This is a genomic window from Candidatus Enterococcus wittei (assembly GCF_002140175.1).
In the GTDB taxonomy this organism is placed as follows: domain Bacteria; phylum Bacillota; class Bacilli; order Lactobacillales; family Enterococcaceae; genus Enterococcus_B; species Enterococcus_B wittei.
On sequence record NZ_NGMO01000001.1, the window covers coordinates 865,727 to 882,106 of the forward strand.

15 protein-coding genes and 2 pseudogenes are annotated in these 16,380 nt (G+C 36.3%); 3 read left to right on the forward strand and 14 right to left on the reverse strand.

Annotated elements, in window-relative coordinates; all coding sequences use genetic code 11:
• Positions 1 to 119 precede the first annotated feature (119 nt).
• The 3 genes from A5844_RS03490 to rpsP all read right to left on the reverse strand — a co-directional run bounded on the left by A5844_RS03490 (position 120) and on the right by rpsP (position 1,551).
• Entirely contained in the window at positions 120 to 911 is a 792-nt protein-coding gene (locus tag A5844_RS03490) for a hypothetical protein (protein ID WP_086283892.1), read from the reverse strand.
• A gap of 104 nt (positions 912 to 1,015) precedes the next feature.
• Positions 1,016 to 1,264 carry a KH domain-containing protein gene (locus A5844_RS03495; protein WP_086283893.1) on the reverse strand — a complete coding sequence of 83 codons (249 nt, stop codon included), beginning with the start codon at positions 1,262 to 1,264 and terminating at the stop codon, positions 1,016 to 1,018.
• 11 nt (positions 1,265 to 1,275) lie between these two features.
• Positions 1,276 to 1,551, reverse strand: coding sequence for a 30S ribosomal protein S16 (gene rpsP, locus A5844_RS03500; RefSeq protein ID WP_005875628.1), 276 nt, complete (start codon positions 1,549 to 1,551; stop codon positions 1,276 to 1,278).
• A 460-nt stretch (positions 1,552 to 2,011) separates the two neighbouring features.
• Between rpsP and A5844_RS03505 the strand changes: the two genes are divergently transcribed.
• Complete coding sequence (locus A5844_RS03505) at positions 2,012 to 2,566, forward strand: NADPH-dependent FMN reductase (protein WP_086283894.1); 555 nt, start codon at positions 2,012 to 2,014, stop codon at positions 2,564 to 2,566.
• Positions 2,567 to 2,857: 291 nt separating this feature from the next.
• Here A5844_RS03505 and A5844_RS03510 read toward each other — a convergent pair whose 3' ends face one another.
• The 5 genes from A5844_RS03510 to A5844_RS03530 form a co-directional block, all read right to left on the reverse strand.
• On the reverse strand, positions 2,858 to 3,385 hold the full coding sequence (locus A5844_RS03510) for a dihydrofolate reductase family protein (protein WP_086283895.1): 528 nt from the start codon (positions 3,383 to 3,385) through the stop codon (positions 2,858 to 2,860).
• Positions 3,382 to 3,975: a DNA-3-methyladenine glycosylase I gene (locus tag A5844_RS03515; RefSeq protein WP_086283896.1), complete on the reverse strand. Its 594-nt coding sequence runs from the start codon at positions 3,973 to 3,975 to the stop codon at positions 3,382 to 3,384. Before A5844_RS03515 ends, A5844_RS03510 begins: the two co-directional genes overlap by 4 nt.
• Before the next feature lie 151 nt (positions 3,976 to 4,126).
• A complete protein-coding gene (gene ffh / locus A5844_RS03520; protein ID WP_086283897.1) occupies positions 4,127 to 5,545 on the reverse strand; it encodes a signal recognition particle protein in 1,419 nt (472 codons plus the stop codon).
• A gap of 14 nt (positions 5,546 to 5,559) precedes the next feature.
• Positions 5,560 to 5,898: a putative DNA-binding protein gene (locus A5844_RS03525; protein WP_086283898.1), complete on the reverse strand. Its 339-nt coding sequence runs from the start codon at positions 5,896 to 5,898 to the stop codon at positions 5,560 to 5,562.
• A gap of 1 nt (position 5,899) precedes the next feature.
• Positions 5,900 to 6,361: a 2-thiouracil desulfurase family protein gene (locus A5844_RS03530; protein ID WP_086283899.1), complete on the reverse strand. Its 462-nt coding sequence runs from the start codon at positions 6,359 to 6,361 to the stop codon at positions 5,900 to 5,902.
• Between the two features lie 127 nt (positions 6,362 to 6,488).
• On the opposite strand from A5844_RS03530, the gene A5844_RS03535 reads away from it, so the two are divergent.
• The gene (locus A5844_RS03535; RefSeq protein ID WP_086283900.1) at positions 6,489 to 7,193 is read left to right on the forward strand and encodes a response regulator transcription factor; all 705 of its coding nucleotides are present in this window, start codon (positions 6,489 to 6,491) and stop codon (positions 7,191 to 7,193) included.
• A 2-nt stretch (positions 7,194 to 7,195) separates the two neighbouring features.
• Positions 7,196 to 8,929, forward strand: coding sequence for a sensor histidine kinase (locus A5844_RS03540; RefSeq protein WP_179190543.1), 1,734 nt, complete (start codon positions 7,196 to 7,198; stop codon positions 8,927 to 8,929).
• A 258-nt stretch (positions 8,930 to 9,187) separates the two neighbouring features.
• On the opposite strand, the gene A5844_RS03545 is transcribed toward A5844_RS03540, so the two are convergent.
• The 6 genes and pseudogenes from A5844_RS03545 to copB form a co-directional block, all read right to left on the reverse strand.
• A complete protein-coding gene (locus tag A5844_RS03545; RefSeq protein ID WP_086283902.1) occupies positions 9,188 to 10,072 on the reverse strand; it encodes a phosphate ABC transporter substrate-binding protein PstS family protein in 885 nt (294 codons plus the stop codon).
• 198 nt (positions 10,073 to 10,270) lie between these two features.
• Positions 10,271 to 10,741 (reverse strand): hypothetical protein, encoded by a 471-nt coding sequence (locus tag A5844_RS03550; RefSeq protein WP_086283903.1) that lies wholly within the window; start codon positions 10,739 to 10,741, stop codon positions 10,271 to 10,273.
• A gap of 246 nt (positions 10,742 to 10,987) precedes the next feature.
• Positions 10,988 to 11,248, reverse strand: a pseudogene (locus tag A5844_RS14760) (type II toxin-antitoxin system Phd/YefM family antitoxin); the annotation flags it as partial.
• Positions 11,249 to 11,349: 101 nt separating this feature from the next.
• Positions 11,350 to 11,554: pseudogene (locus A5844_RS14765) on the reverse strand (type II toxin-antitoxin system Phd/YefM family antitoxin); the annotation flags it as partial.
• A 42-nt stretch (positions 11,555 to 11,596) separates the two neighbouring features.
• Positions 11,597 to 12,919, reverse strand: a complete 1,323-nt coding sequence (locus A5844_RS03560) for a hypothetical protein (RefSeq protein WP_086283905.1) — start codon at positions 12,917 to 12,919, stop codon at positions 11,597 to 11,599.
• Positions 12,920 to 13,355: 436 nt separating this feature from the next.
• Positions 13,356 to 15,527 carry a copper/silver-translocating P-type ATPase CopB gene (gene copB, locus A5844_RS03565; protein ID WP_086284077.1) on the reverse strand — a complete coding sequence of 724 codons (2,172 nt, stop codon included), beginning with the start codon at positions 15,525 to 15,527 and terminating at the stop codon, positions 13,356 to 13,358.
• Between the last annotated feature and the right edge of the window lie 853 nt (positions 15,528 to 16,380).

Here is a 16,380-nt window from a genome sequence, read left to right on the forward strand (position 1 = left end):
ATAAGAAAAGCGTTGATCGTTCAGAATAGAATGATCTTTTTTGATAAATCCTTCTAAAATGAGTCATTTGCTCTCGTTTATTTTAGCATGTGCCTATGGGTAATTCTAGTCTTCTTTTACTATTGAGTCATTGATACAGCCATTTTCAGTGCATTCAGCGGTTCTTGATTTGTAATCGTATAAACTGTCGTAGGGTCTTGCCAGCTCACTTGTGTATGCTGATTTGAAGCATCAGTGCTGTCGATCATCACCACTCCTACTTGTTCAGGGGCAGGCAAGAGAGCAGATTCCAAATAGTTGACGATTTCTTTAGCTTGAGGTACTGGATCTTGCCCTTCGATATTACTTACACGTAAACGAAACCGCCAATTTCCTTCTTGCCACTCTAAATAAGAAGAACCAGCTGCACCTTGTTGAAAGCCAACAATTGAATGACCTAGATCTATTTTCCGTCCACCAGTGTCGATCGTAAATGGTTGGATCGTATTGATAGTTTCTTGGGAGGAAGCAAACCCATCACGGTAAAGATAAGAAGCTATCGGTGTTTCTTGATTTAGTGATGGATCATTTAAGGGTAGAGCTTTTTCCCCTTGATAATATTGGACAGAAAACCCTTGTTTTATTTGAGTTGCAGCAATGTTCAAGCTCCCTGTAGTAACTGGAATATCATTTGGCATTGGGATATTTGGATAATCCTGTTGCAATTGCTGTAATGCTGTCAGATTTTTCGTTGCTGGCGTATTAGAATATGAAGAACTCTCTTGATTCGTTGTTTCTTGATCCGACTTCGTAGCATCTGCGCTACTCACAGAAGAACTGCTTGTCGTGGATTCTTCGATTAGTTTATCCTGTTTTTGACAAGCCCCAAACAAAGCAATCGTACCTAGCAATAAAATGAGTTGTTTTTTCATACATCCCACCCTTTCTTATAAGTTAAGAATACGCTTTCTGATAATTTTTTGCCAACAGGCGAAGCAACAAAAAAAGCTGCTTCGAAAAACGAAACAGCTTTTTTTCAATCCTTTTTATCAACGATATTCAAACGCACTTTTTTTGGTGCATCTAGTCTGACACCATAAACGATAGTCCGAATGGCCTTCGCCACTCTGCCTTGTTTACCGATGATCCGACCGATATCTTCAGGAGCCACAGTCAGGTTATACTCGTAAAAATCATCTGACTCCACGATTTCTAACTGGACTTGTTCAGGATAAGTGACTAACGGACGAACGATTGTTAAGACTAGTTCGCTTAAATCTTTCATATCCGATCACCTTATTTCTTTGAGAATTTAGCTTCGTGGTGTTTTTGCATAACGCCTTCTTTTGAAAGGATGTTACGAACAGTATCAGAAGGTTGTGCACCTTTAGATAACCAGTTAAGTACTAAATCTTCTTTTAAAACTACTTCTGCAGGGTCTTTCAAAGGATTGTAAGTTCCTACAGTTTCGATGAAACGTCCATCACGAGGAGAACGTGAATCAGCTACGACGATACGGTAAAAAGGACTCTTTTTAGAACCCATACGTTTTAAACGGATTTTAACTGCCATTATATATTTCCACCTCCATTGTTTTATTCACAAGATGTAGTGTACCAGTTTTTTTTTACCCTGTAAAGCTTTTTTTCTTTACAGCTTTAAAAATTTCGATTTGTTTACGAAATTAAAGGATTTATTTAACTAAAGATGTTTCCATCTTCTATAATTTCACGAATTATAATAATTAGAGATGTCCTCATTTTCTCCCTTTTGATTTTTTCTAAACTTGGATAGCAAAAGTCTCTCTTCTATTTTTCAGATCGTTTCTGTTCCGAATTGTTTATCTTTGTCATTGCAAAAGTTACGAATTTGATAAAGAATATTCTATAAAAAGTGAGCATTTCTCATCCTTTTTCTTCCATTCTAGCACGAACTGATAGATTCGTTTAAGATTGCGAAGTGTTTTTATTTGCTCTGTTTACTTATTTTTAGTAAGATAAACGAGTAGAAAAAATAAAGGAGGAATTGAACGATGACAAAAAAGATTGGATTTTTTATCGGTAGTTTAAGAAAAGATTCATATAACAAAAAGGTAGCTGAAACTTTTGCAGATTTACTGCCAGAAGGTTATGAAAGTGTCTTTGTAAAGATTGATGATTTACCTTTTTATAATGAAGATTTAGAAACACCTGAAGATGCACCAAAAGAATGGACAAGATTCCGTTCTGATGTCAAAGACTTAGACGGAGTGATTTTTGTCTCACCTGAATATAATCGTTCTGTTCCTGCAGTTTTAAAAAATGCTTTAGATGTTGGTTCTCGCCCTTATGGTCAAAGCGTTTGGGATCAAAAACCAGGACTAGTGGTCACTGCCTCTCCCGGTGGGATCGGAGGTTTTGGTGCAAATCATCATTTACGTCAATCACTTGTTTTCCTAAATGTTCCGACCTTGCAACAACCGGAAGCATATATTGGTAATATTGCGAATTTAATTGATGAAAATGGCAAAATTAATGAAGGAACGGTCAACTTCTTCCAAACTATTTTAACAGCTTACTTAGATTTTGCCGGTAAATTAGAAAACTAAGAAGAAATTACATCAAGTAATGTCAACTATAACAAAAAAATAAGCGAAATAAAAAGCGATCGACCGATAAGTGCTGTTCTATCTTTTTAGGACAGTAGCTTGTCGATCGATTCTTTTTTTAGATTATTAGTCGAAAAAAATCAAACGGCAATTCATACATTTATGGGATCTCTAGGCTTTCCGAAAGCTTTTCCTGTTGGTATCTTTAATCTTAAGATTGTATGTCTATCCGTCTGTTTACAACATTGAATAATCCACTTTTTCCTTATCATTTTTGATCTAGTATAATTTTTATTTCTCTTGTTTTTTATAGTGTAATTCAATAAATTCGCCAAATTTTTGAGAACCAATGAATTCATAACGTTCATGATAGGATCCTTCTTGAAACAGACGGATTCCCCTACCAAGTAGTACAGGAGCGATTTGTATGAACCACTCATCAATCAAATGTTCTTCGATCAACGGTTTTAATAATGTCCCTCCGCCAACTACCCAGATTGTCCCTCCAGTAGTTTCTTTTAATTTCTTCAAAAAATCTACTGGCTCCTCATTGATAACGACCGCATCTTCTAGTTTTAGATACTCATTGGCCGAAAAAACATAATTTGTTTTTTCGGGGTAGATTTCGTTTGCTTTTAAATGTTTTTTAGCTTCTTCATAGGTTTTTCTTCCCATAATAGTGGTGTCAATCGATTGATAAAACTCTTCATAGGTAGTCTTTTTACCTGTTGGTGTATCGAAAAGCCACTGTAGATTGTCTGTATCGGTTGCTAAATAACCATCTAAGCTGATGGCACCATAGAAAACGGTCTTTCTCATGTAGAACTCTCCTCTCCACCTTTTACTAGTTGTTTTACTTCTTGTTTGCGAAAACACCCCTCTAAATGATCATTGATGATTCCTACAGCTTCTAAGAAAGCATAGACGGTTGTACTTCCGATAAACTTGAAGCCTTTTTTCTTCAAGTCTTTGGCTAATCGATCGGATAGATCACTGGTTGTCGGGACTTCTTCTTGCCTTTGATAGCATCCTTCCACCATTTGATTTTCCGTAAAAGACCATAAATAATCTGAAAAACTCATTCCTGTTTCTTGGATTTTTTGAACTGCTTGAGCATTCGTGATTGCCGCTTCAATTTTTCGCTGATTGCGGATGATTCCGTGGTTTTCCATCAGTTCATTGATTTTCTCTTCCGTATAACAGGCGACCTTCTCAATCGCAAAATGGTCATATGCCTCGTCAAATGCTTCAACCTTATTTAGAATCGTCTGCCAACTCAATCCTGCTTGATTGATATCTAACATCAGTTTTCGATACAAACGTTGGTCATCGTACTCTGGAACCCCCCAAACCGTATCATGATACTGCTTCATATTTACTGTTTTTTCACTCCATGGACACCGGCTCATACAAATTCCTCCTTTGTTTATCAAATCTGTTCCAATAGAAAACTATTTTTTTAGAAAAAGCCAAAGAATCCGAAAATAGCTATTCCTATTTTCAAGATCCTTTGGCTTTTTTCAATAGAAACAGACGTCTCTATTTTATCTTTGTTTCCTTTTATTTCTTTTTCTTTTTTTTCTTCTTCGCTTTTTTCACCATGCGGTTCATCGCCATTTTACCTAATTTGCCTTTTACACCTGTTCCAAACATTTGATCCATTCCTGGAATATTCATATCCCCTTTGGACATTTGTTGCATCATCTTGCGTGATTCTTTGAATTGCTTGATCATACGGTTGACTTCAACCACGCTATTTCCAGAACCAGCAGCGATTCTTCGACGGCGGCTCGGATTTAAAAGATCTGGATTTTCTCTTTCAGCAGGAGTCATTGAATAAACCATTGCTTTTTTACGTTCAACATCTTTAGGGTCGACTTTCACATTTTCGATTCCTGGCATTTGATTCATTCCTGGAATCATTTTCAGTAAGTCTTCAATTGGGCCCATCCCCATCACTTGATCTAGCTGTTCGATGAAGTCATTGAAGTCAAATGAATTTTCCCGCATTTTCTTGGCAAGTTCTTCTGCTTTTTTCTCATCATAATCTTGTTGCGCTTTTTCAATCAGCGTCAACATATCACCCATACCAAGAATACGACTAGCCATACGGTCAGGATGGAAGACTTCAAGGTCCGTCAATTTTTCGCCTGAACCGATAAATTTAATGGGAGCGCCTGTCACATAGCGAATCGAAAGCGCCGCCCCACCACGAGTATCGCCATCTAATTTAGTGATCACTACCCCAGTGATGCCTAACTGTTGATTGAAACTATCTGCTACATTGACTGCATCTTGACCAGTCATTGCGTCTACCACAAGTAGAATTTCATTAGGCTGTGTCAAGTCTTTGATTTGTTTCAATTCATCCATCAGTGTTTCATCGATATGCAAACGTCCAGCTGTATCGATCAGTACGTAATCATTTTTCTTTTCTTTTGCTAGTTCCATCCCTTGACGGACGATTTCCACAGGACTAACATCGGTGCCCATATCAAATACAGGTACATCTAGCTGTTGACCTAATACTTTTAATTGATCGATGGCCGCTGGACGATAAACGTCTCCGGCAATCAATAGTGGACGAGCATTTTCATTTTTCTTTAAATAATTAGCTAACTTCCCAGTAAATGTCGTTTTACCGGCACCTTGTAAACCAGCCATCATGATAACTGTTGGAATCTTTGGTGATTTACTTAATTCTGCTGTTTCTGATCCCAAAGTAATCGTTAACTCTTCATCAACGATTTTTACGATTTGTTGTGCAGGAGAAAGACTATCCATTACCTCTGCGCCAACAGCCCGTTCTCGGACACGTTTAGTAAAGTCCTTAACAACTTGCAGATTGACATCGGCTTCCAATAAAGCAAGGCGGATTTCCCGCATCATTTCTTTGACGTCCGCTTCTGAAACCTTTCCTTTTTTTCTTAATTTACCCATTGCCTGTTGAAGGCGCTCTGTCAAACTTTCAAATGCCATATTTTTTCATTCCTTTATTCTTCGATTTCTTGGATTTGTTTGACATATCCTTGAAGAACTTGATCTTCTGGATAATGTTCATGAATATACTCCGTCATTTTTTCTAATAATTGTTCACGAACGATATAATCAGAAAAAAGATGGAGTTTTTTTTCATAGTCCTCTAAAATTTTACTTGTACGTTTAATATTATCATAAACAGCTTGTCGGCTAACTTCGTACTCTTCAGCAATCTCCCCTAATGAAAAATCATCTGCGTAATATAATTCCATATAATTCATCTGTTTTTCAGTCAATAACGTAGAATAAAATTCAAAAAGGGCATTCATACGATTGGTTTTCTCGATTTCCATTCTACTCACCTCGTGTATTCAGCCACTCTTCTTCAGAGTAGACAGCGATCTTTTGTTGGAGAAAATAAGCGGTCGCTACTCCGACCCCTTCGATCAGTATACCTGAAAAACTGCCATCGTAGATCAAGTCCGAACCACATGAAGGGCTCTTAGACTTTAGGATCAAAGAATCAATGTGTTTTTCACGTAATTTTTGATAGGCTTTGATTGCACCATTTTTATAGGCTTCAGTGACGTCTTTTCCAAATGTAGTCCTCACTTTTGCTTTGTTATTCCACACATCAAATCCATCACCACCCACAATTTCGGCTGGTTCTCTAGGTACCGGAAGACCGCCTAGCACTTCAGGGCAAATCATGATTGCTTTTCCTTCAATCACAAGTTTTCTTAATTCAGGAACGGTTTTTCCCTGTCCATCATAACGGCATAAGACACCGCCTAGACAAGCACTGATACCTAGCATAGATCGTCCTCTCCTTTTGCTGAGCAAATTGCTATTCTATTATACCATTTATTTAGTCGGTAAAATAGTCCTTCTCTTTGATTCTATGCTAAAATAAGGAAGATGAAAAAGAACAAAAGGAGAAATTATGAAAAAAGTATTAGTTGTGGATGACGAACCTTCAATTGTGACATTGCTAACATTTAACCTAGAAAAAGAAGGTTATCAAGTGGTCAGTACCACTGATGGACAAAAAGGCCTTGATCTTGCGTTGGCTCATTCATTTGATTTTATTATTCTTGATGTCATGCTTCCGTCAATGGATGGCATGGCCATTACACAAAAATTAAGACAAGAAAAAAACGATACGCCAATTTTAATCTTAACTGCCAAAGATGATCAAGTCGATCGAATCATCGGTCTAGAAATTGGCGCAGACGACTATTTAACTAAACCTTTCAGCCCTCGTGAAGTCTTGGCGCGTATGAAAGCTATTTTTCGAAGAATCGAACCTCGACAAGCACAATCAGAAGAAGTTGAACCTGCATACTTAACAGTTGGGCAAATCAAAGCAGATTTAACCAATTATCAAGTAACGGTTGATGGCCAGGCAATCGAACTGACTCCTAAAGAATTCGAACTGCTTGTTTACTTTATGAAGTGCAAAGATCGTGTGATCGATCGAGATACACTATTAGATCGTATTTGGAATTTTGATTTTTCAGGTCAAAGTAGGATTGTGGACGTCCATGTCAGTCATTTAAGAGAGAAAATCGAACGTGATCCCAAACATCCTAAATATCTATTAACAGTGAGAGGGTTTGGGTATAAATTTCAGGAGCCAAAACGATGAGTATACGCAAAAAAAGTATATATGAAAGAGCATTTCTTCTCTTTGTCCTATTGTGTTTATTTCTTGGAGGATGGCAAACCATCTCTCATTACTTTCAGCAACAGATCATCGAGCAACAAGAAAGCTATCTCAAAAAAAAGGGACAGCTTCTGATTAACCAGTTGGATATGACAGAACTTGATTCGCAAAGAAATCAAGCAATATTAAAAAATTTTGTCGACCAGTCAACTGAACGAATCACCTTAATAGATAAAACGGGTGAAATTCTTTTTGACACCACTGATCCCATGTTGGCAGGCAAACGAAACTCACGTCCTGAAATTAAAGCAGTTCTAGAAGGTGGAACTCTTGGCACTGCTCTCAGAAAAAGTACCACTTTACATGAAGACTTCCTCTATGTGGCTTTACCTATCAAAGTTGACGGGCAACTTTCAGCGATCCTACGAATTGCTGAACCAACAAGTGGTTTTCTCCCTCGAACTGAAAGTTTTCGACGCTGGGTCTTTTTCTTCTTCTTGATTTTCTTTTTAGTATTGACCTTTACGATCTACTATTTGATTTATCAACGAAATCAGCCGTTAAAAACCGTGATTCCTGTGTTGAAAAAAATGGTGAAAAATCCCGAGCAAACAGAAATCATTATGCAAACATCTGATCAGTGGGAAGAACTCTATCAGACTATCAATGGCCTAAGTGAACAAATGAGTAAGATGTATCGTGCCTATACAACAACAGAAGAACAATTGTATAGTTTGCTGAATGAATTGATGATTGGCGTTTTTTTAATTGATTCGACTGCGACCCTTCGCTTGCTTAATCCAAAAATGCAAGTTCATCTTGGCGTGAAAGATTTCGACCCTAACCAGCATTATACAGAGGTCATCCGTGAGCCTAAATTGATTCAGCTGATCCATCAAGTCTCCCCCACTGAACCAATCGTGCATCAAGAGGTAACTTTAGCTGAAGGAAATCAAACCTTAGATATCAGTTTGCGTTACTTCAACAGTTCAGAGGATACAGGTCAAATACTGGGAGTCGCTTATGATTTAACAAAAATACGTCATCTTGAAAAAATACAAAAAGACTTCGTAGGCAATGTTTCTCATGAATTAAAAACACCTGTCACCTCTTTGATTGGTTTTACAGAAACATTACTTGATGGTGCAAAAGATGACCCAGCTACATTGACCGAATTTCTGTTGATCATGCAAAAGGATGCCTTGCGTCTAGATAAATTGATTCGTGAGATTATTCAATTGTCAAAAGATGAAGAAAGCTTGTATGAAACACAAACGATCTACATGGAGCCCTACTTCCAACAAGTGATACAAAGTTATCAGCCTATGATTACTAAAAAACATTTAGCTGTACAATTGATCGGTGAGAACACTGCATTTACGACCCATCCTGATTTATTGTATCCAATTATCAAAAATCTTTTTGAAAATGCTGTTCAGTATTCAAAGCCCGAAAGTGATATCATTATCCGTTATCAAGTGAATGGCCAGTTGACATTTTCTGTTCAAGATTTTGGTATTGGGATTGATCGTGAAGATCAAGAACGGATTTTTGAACGCTTCTATCGGGTGGACAGAGCCCGTAGTCGCCATTCAGGTGGGACCGGTCTTGGATTGTCCATCGTCAAAGAATATGTACACTTGCTACATGGAACAATTGAAATTGAGAGCCATCCTGGCATAGGTTCGACTTTTACAGTGACTCTCCCTGCTAGTTAGATTATAAAAATGAAAAAATACAAGAGCATGTAAAAAAGTTATCAAGTTCTAAAGATCTTTAAATAACTTTATTCATAAGCTCTTGTATTTTTCAATATGGTGATACTTTGCACCTGATTTTGCTTTCTTTGAAAGCGTATGTAATTTTTAATCCGTTTTCCTTATTTATTCATATAAAAAAAGAGTGACATCTGCCACTCTCTTCTAGAACCAATTAGATCAATTATCATTATTGATATTTATCATTCTAAAAATTATTTAACTTAAGTTCCCTTCTGCATCACGTTCAATTTTCATTGATGTGATGGGTAAGTAGCCCAAATCTTTTACTGGTCCTTCTTGAACTGCATCGGTCATCATGTAGTCTAAGAATTTCTTCACTTCTTTTGAAGGTTCACCCTTTGTATACATATGTTCATAAGACCAAATTTTCCAGCTGTTATCTGTTACATTTTCTGGTTTTGGTTCCACACCATCAATTTTCAATGCTGTGATTGAATCATCAAGATACGAAAAAGCAAGATAACTAATCGCACCCGGCGTTTGAGTAACGATTTGCCGAACAGTCCCTGATGAATCCTGCTCTTGCGATTGAATAGGTGTCGCCCCATCTAATCCCCAATGTTCGAATGTCGCACGTGTACCACTTCCGTTTGCACGATTGATCACAGTGATTGCTTGATCAGCTCCGCCTAATTCTTTCCAATTCTTGATTTTACCAGTAAAAATATCAATTAATTGTTCTTTTGTAATGTCTTCAACTTTTGTATCTTTGTTGACAATCGGTGCCATTCCAACAACAGCTACTTTATGATCGACTAATTTACTTGCATCAATTCCATCTCTTTGTTCTGCAAACACATCAGAGTTTCCAATTGTTACAGCACCAGTTTCCACTTGGCTGAGTCCAGTCCCACTTCCTCCGCCTTGGACAGAAATCTGATAATTGGGATTTTCTTGTGTAAAGCTTTCTTGTGCGGCATCAACTAGAGGTTGTAAAGCAGTCGAACCGACCGCAACGATTTTTACTTGATCATTTGAACTAGTAGAATTGTCTGCTGATCCATCCGCACTTCCAGAACTAGACCCGCATCCAGCTAAAATAATACCCAAGATTCCTAAAGAAAATAAAACTTTTTTCATGTGTTTACCCCTTTCTTGATTACAAACAAATTGTATCAATATACTGTAAATCCTACGTATGGAAGAGGTAAAGTTATTGTTAAGTTATGTAAAAATAAGGTAAAGTAAAAAAATCAATCCAAGTAAATCGTTACCTAGACTGATTTTTCGAAAATACATATTTAATTGAGTCTTCATGTGTATGTTGGAAATAAGTTGCTAATTCTTTTCAAAAAAAACTGATTTCAAACGCAATTCACTATAAAAGAAAAGACACACAGAACAGACGAAAGAGATAATTGCAATATAAAAACATGGCTTTATCGTCAAAAAATACATCGAAGAATAAGCTGTATCTTTCAGACCACTTTCGCTTAGTCCATTAGGGCCGATAATTATTCTTGGCAAAATAGAAAATATAGAAGTAAAAATCAGCATACAAGAAAATTGAATTAAATGCCAATTGAAATTATGAATAAATATTTTTGAAAACAAGAGACTAACACTGATTAAAAAATAAAAAATCGTTAGCACAGGAAAATTTCTGGAAATGATTAAGCCACTGCCGTTGATCAAACCTAAGATTTCTGCCCCTTGGACCACTGCATTGACCCACGTAAAAGGCAATAAAAAAATTGGGAAAAACCAAAAAAATAAATAAACTTGTTCGATCTTTATTCTCTCTTTCATTGAACTCCCCCTAACAGACACTTTCTCAATAATACTATAAATGTTTTGTCTAAAAAATTTAGGGGGAAAACCTATTTTTTTACATATAAAGCTATGAGATTTTATTCATTTTATCAAAAAAGCAGCTCTAGTAAATGAATGATTTGTTTACTTTTTTATAAAGACACATCTAAGTAGATCATTTATTAAAAACTAAAAGCAGCATGAACGATCTGCATAATCATTCATACTGCCGTATCTTTTTATTTATATTTCATGGACATAAATTTTCTTAATGATTACTTTATCAAATAATTGAGATTGACTGTCTTGTTCACCAATGATTTCAGCAACAACTATTTTTCCATTTGGTTTTCTTCGTAGTTGATAGTTGATCTTCCCAGTTTCTGTCAATTCAGTCAACATATCCACAACTCCACCAAAGCCAGTTTTTTTAGTGATGAAACCAAGTGCTACCATTCGTTCGTCAATGTGTTTAGCAGAAATCGTCACACCGGTAACCAAATATTGTTTTAGCTGCTGGACAATTTCTGTTAACTCATCAGAAGTTGCCTCGATTGCTGAAGGATCTTGAGCGAAAGAATCAGTTCCTTCTTGTTCTACTTCTTGTTCTTTAACAATATGACGAAGTGTCTCTAATTCTTGAAGTAAGGTTTCATATTGCGTCTGTGTCAACATCACACCTGCAATTTTTTCTCGATTAAAAATATAGACACCGGTTTCTGCTTTTCTAGCTTGATCAAACACATCCATCGGAGATCTTTTTACCTCTGTAATAGAAGATGTGGGAACCTCTAATTTCTTTAAAACCAATGCACTGCCTCCTTTACTAAATCCACCTTATTATAGCATATTCTATCGTTCATTGATCTTCCTGCTAAAAAAATCAGCTTTAGTAGTGATCCAATAGTCAATGTCTGTTAATAAACGTTCGATTCCTAATGAATTTTGGTAAAAATAGGTTTTTTGGTCTTTATTATGATCCAGTGGAAAAAAGTGATCAGTAATGATTAGCTGCGCATAGCTCGGTGGTTTATTCCTCGCACATACATGGATTGAAGTTCGTTTTCGATGCCGTAAAGTTTTGTCTAAAATAGCAGCCAATCTTCTTGCTTCTTCGTGATCATAACGAAAAAAAAAGACGATTTTGACTTCTGGCGGATACATTTCCAAATAACCTCGTTCTTGCAATAACTTCAATAACATTGCCCCCCACTCCATGGTAGGATGAAGAATCGCTTGTTGTAATGCTAATCGAAATTGATTCAATTTATCATCGAAATATGGTACCTTACTCACTATGTATTGATACGCTTGAAATTCATCTCGTACGAGCCGATCATGGATACCAATGGAGTATTTCATCCATTCTTGAAAAAGAATTCTAGTAATTTTGGTTTTATTTGAACTTTCAAATTCACTGGTCAGCCAAAAGAGAGAGTCAAGTTTTTCTGTAACGATAGTTAATTTGCGGTAAATTTGTGTTTTTTCAATACGTTTCCATCGTTTTTCTGTCACCAAATTACAACTTAAACGAATGATAGCCCGATAATTCTTTTCTTTTTGTGGTAAGGATTGTTCACTTCTAAATAGTAGTTCAGGAAATATTTCATGAAACAGTAATTGAGGATTACCTAAAAGCTCAATGGTTGTACTTTGCCTGCGTTGTTCTAAAAGTTGGATAAACAGCTCAGAAAAAGGTTGTTCTGAACCCTCGGCAAAGAAATGGGGAAATTCCTTCAAAAAACGAAATAACAAATAGCGAATTTTTCGTTCAGATCCATAAATCTGTCTTTTTTTATAGGAAAAAGACAGATGGTATTCACCTAACCATCTTCTCAGACGTTCCTGTGCAGAACGATCATAATCATATCGATCACTAATTTGTAAAATCAAGTCTCTCAATAAACAAAAAGAATCCGATTGAATCAAGAAATCAAAAAGTAAATAAGGTTCACTATATCCTTGATGATACACTAGTCGTATCTCTTTTTTATGAGAAACTAAGTGCAGCGGATAATCACCACTTTCTAATCGTTTTAAATATCGATCGATTGTTTTTATATCTACTTGCATTTTTGCTGCCAATTCCGCTTTTTTCCACGATAAATCTTTCATGTAATTAATCAATAAAAATAAATTTTGCGTATTCTTTGTCAATAATTTTTGCCAGTTCATGATTAGACCTCACTATGTATCATTATTTAGCTACTATTCGTTACAAGTTCTTTCTATATTAATTACGAAAAAGAATCTATTTTTATTTTTTATTTACATTGATTTAATCTAATCATAACTTAAATTAAAAAAAGTTTTAAGAAATAACAAAGCAATATAATTTCATGTTTTATTCGTATACGGAAAAATGTAGAGAAGAGTGGTAAATGGCATTTTTTAGAACAAGTCTTTACAAAAAAAGGTGCAACATATAGAAATAAGCCAAAGAAAGCAAAAATAGCTTCACCTATTTTCAACATTCCTTAGCTTATTTTCAGAAGAACAACTTTTTTTAGAAAAAATATATTTCGTTTTAGAAGATGGAGAATGAGAGAACGTTTATCGTCAGTTGGGTTCTGACAATACGTTCCCAATCATCTCTTTTAGAAAATGATCCTTAATCAATCTTCAAAGTTAACGCATTAATTGCAACCACCACCGTACTTAAAGACATCAAAATCGCACCGACTGCCGGGCTAAGTAAAATACCAACTGGTGCTAATATACCGGCAGCTAATGGAATGGCAAGAATATTATAGCCTGCTCCCCACCAAAGATTTTGAATCATTTTCTTTCTTGTTTTTTTCGATAAATCTAAGAAGTGTAGAATATCTTGGGGATCACTATTAATCAATACAACATCGGCTGAATCAATCGCAATATCTGTCCCAGCACCAATTGCCATACCAATCGTAGCACGTGCTAGACTAGGTGCATCATTGATACCATCGCCAACCATGATCACTTTTTTTCCCTCGTTTTGATAACGTTGAACGATCGCCTCTTTATCATCTGGGAGCAATCCCCCATAATATTCTTTGATACCAAGATATTCTGCAACCGCCTGTGCTGCATGGGAGTTATCCCCTGTCAACATCACCGGTGTGATATTTCGTTTTTTCAATGTTTGGATAAAGGCTTTGGCATCTTTTTTGATTTTATCTCCCAGCGCAACTAGACCAATCAATTGTCCATCGATCAGTAAGAAGCTAATCGTGTTTCCTTGTTCTTCATATGGTTTCAGTTGTTGTTCTTCAAGTTCCAATCCCAAATGGTTGATTTCTTTTTCATTGACAACTTTTACATTTTTCCCACTCACAACTCCCGCTATACCAATACCTGACAAATTTTGTTGTTGCTCTGCTTGATACGGTTTCACCCCTTGCTCAGTTAAATAATTCATGATTCCAATAGCTAAAGGATGATTCGCATTTGCTTCTAAGGCACCTAAATATTTTAAGAACTCTTCTTTTGTATAAGACGGGGCCAATACTTCGATACCTCTCACTGTGAATTTTCCTTCAGTCAAGGTACCAGTTTTATCCAACATGATAGCATCTAGATCATTGGCTTGTTCTAAAGCATTACGACTTTTTAAGAGTAAACCATTTTTAGCCGCTAGCGAAGTCGAACGAGCCACAACTAAAGGAATCGCTAATCCTAAGGCATGAGGACAAGCAATAATAAAAACAGTCACCATACGTTCTAAAGCATTTGGCAAATCTGTCAAGAAAAGCCAGACAAAGAATGCCAAGATTCCGGCTACCAACGCTACATAAAACAGCCATTTAGCCACTTTATCTGAAAGAGATTCCAATTTGGATTTTTCACTTTGTGCTTGTCGCACCATGTGCATGACTTTAGCCAAATAACCATTTTCTCCTGTACCAGTGACGATGATTTCAATTGTTCCATCTCCATTGATCGATCCGCCGATTACTTGATCAGACACTTGCTTTTTAACTCCTCGTGATTCGCCTGTTACCGCAGATTCATCGACAATGGTCTCTCCTTTTAGAATCGTTCCATCCGTAGGCATTTTGTCTCCTGCACGGACAACTAAATGATCTCCTTCTTTTACTTCTTTCAATGAAACAGTCTCTTCCGTGCCATCTTCTTTCAAACGTTTAACTGACTCTGGCAAGAGTTCTGCTAGTTTTTGTAAGGCATTACTAGCATTCGAGACCGCACTCATCTCAATCCAATGTCCTAAAAGCATGATGACGATCAATGTGGCCAGTTCCCAGAAAAAATCCATAACATGTGTATGAGGATTCAATTGATTAGCAATAAATGAGTATACACTATACACATACGCCACTGTAATTCCCATGGCAATCAAGGTCATCATTGCTGGGCTCTTTTGCTTCAACTCCATTTTTGCTCCACTTAAAAATGGTTGTCCACCATAGATGAACAAAATTGTGGCAAGAATCAATACTAGCCAATCTGAACCAGGAAACGTGATTTGGAAAGGAATCTCCATTCCCATCATGGGAGAAAAAAGAATAATCGGAATTGCTAAAATCAGCGAAATCCAAAACTTCTGCTTAAAATTCCCCATATGCATCGAATGGTCCATTCCCTCATGCATATGTCCATGATCCATCGAATGTCCTGCCATTTTCATGTGCCCGTGATCCATTGGATGGTCTTCCATATTCATGTGCCCGTGATCCATTGGATGGTCTTCCATATTCTTGTGGTCGTGATCCATTGGATGGTCTTCCGTTTTCTTGGGGTCATGGTTCATCGGATGATCTTCCATTTTCTTTTGGTCATGGTTCATTGGATGATCGTCCATCTTCTTGTGGTCATGATCGATTGGATAATCAGTCGTTTGTGGAATATGATGATTTTCTTGAGTTTTCCCCTTTATTTCATCATTTGATGGTTGCAGATCCATTGATAATGGATGTTTCGTTGTTTCATCATTTATTTCTTGTTTTTTCATTTTTATCCTATCCTTTCCGATTGTCCCTATCATCACTTCATTTTATTTAAATTTAAAGAATGAAGGACAATACTAGTTAAAAGAAATCTCAGTGCTTGCCAGTAGAGTGCCAGTAGAGTATTTGACAGGTCAAATACAGCAAAGGATGTTTTTAAGTGAATATCAATTAAATATTCCTGATTGATCTTATTCAATTTAGGCTTTTTACTAATAAGTAGTAAATGATTATTTATTACCGTGTGAACAAGTTTCTCTCTTACGTTTGCTAGTCCACTTTTTTGCAATACCAATAATAACAAATGCTTATTCTGAATCGTTATGAATACCTCATATTTTCACCATTTAAAAGTGGAAGTTTCTCAACTTGATAAACTTATTCTTCTGGTAACAAATTTACTTTATTATGCCTTTTGTCGGTGCTTTTACCTATCGCACGAATAACATCCTTAACTATATACCACTATTACTTGCTGGTGTCTTTTTTACATTAATCTACTAACAGAGTCAAATTGCCCAACCACTTTTACATAAAATAGTATTGTATAAAGTGTAACGCTTGTTATCTAAAAGATTCAAATGAAACGTTTATTTTGAATCTACTTTTTCTGAAAAAAACGATATTCTTTGAACAACACACAGAAATTAAATAACATCAATTATCGATAAAAAATACTGTCACTCTTTCTAC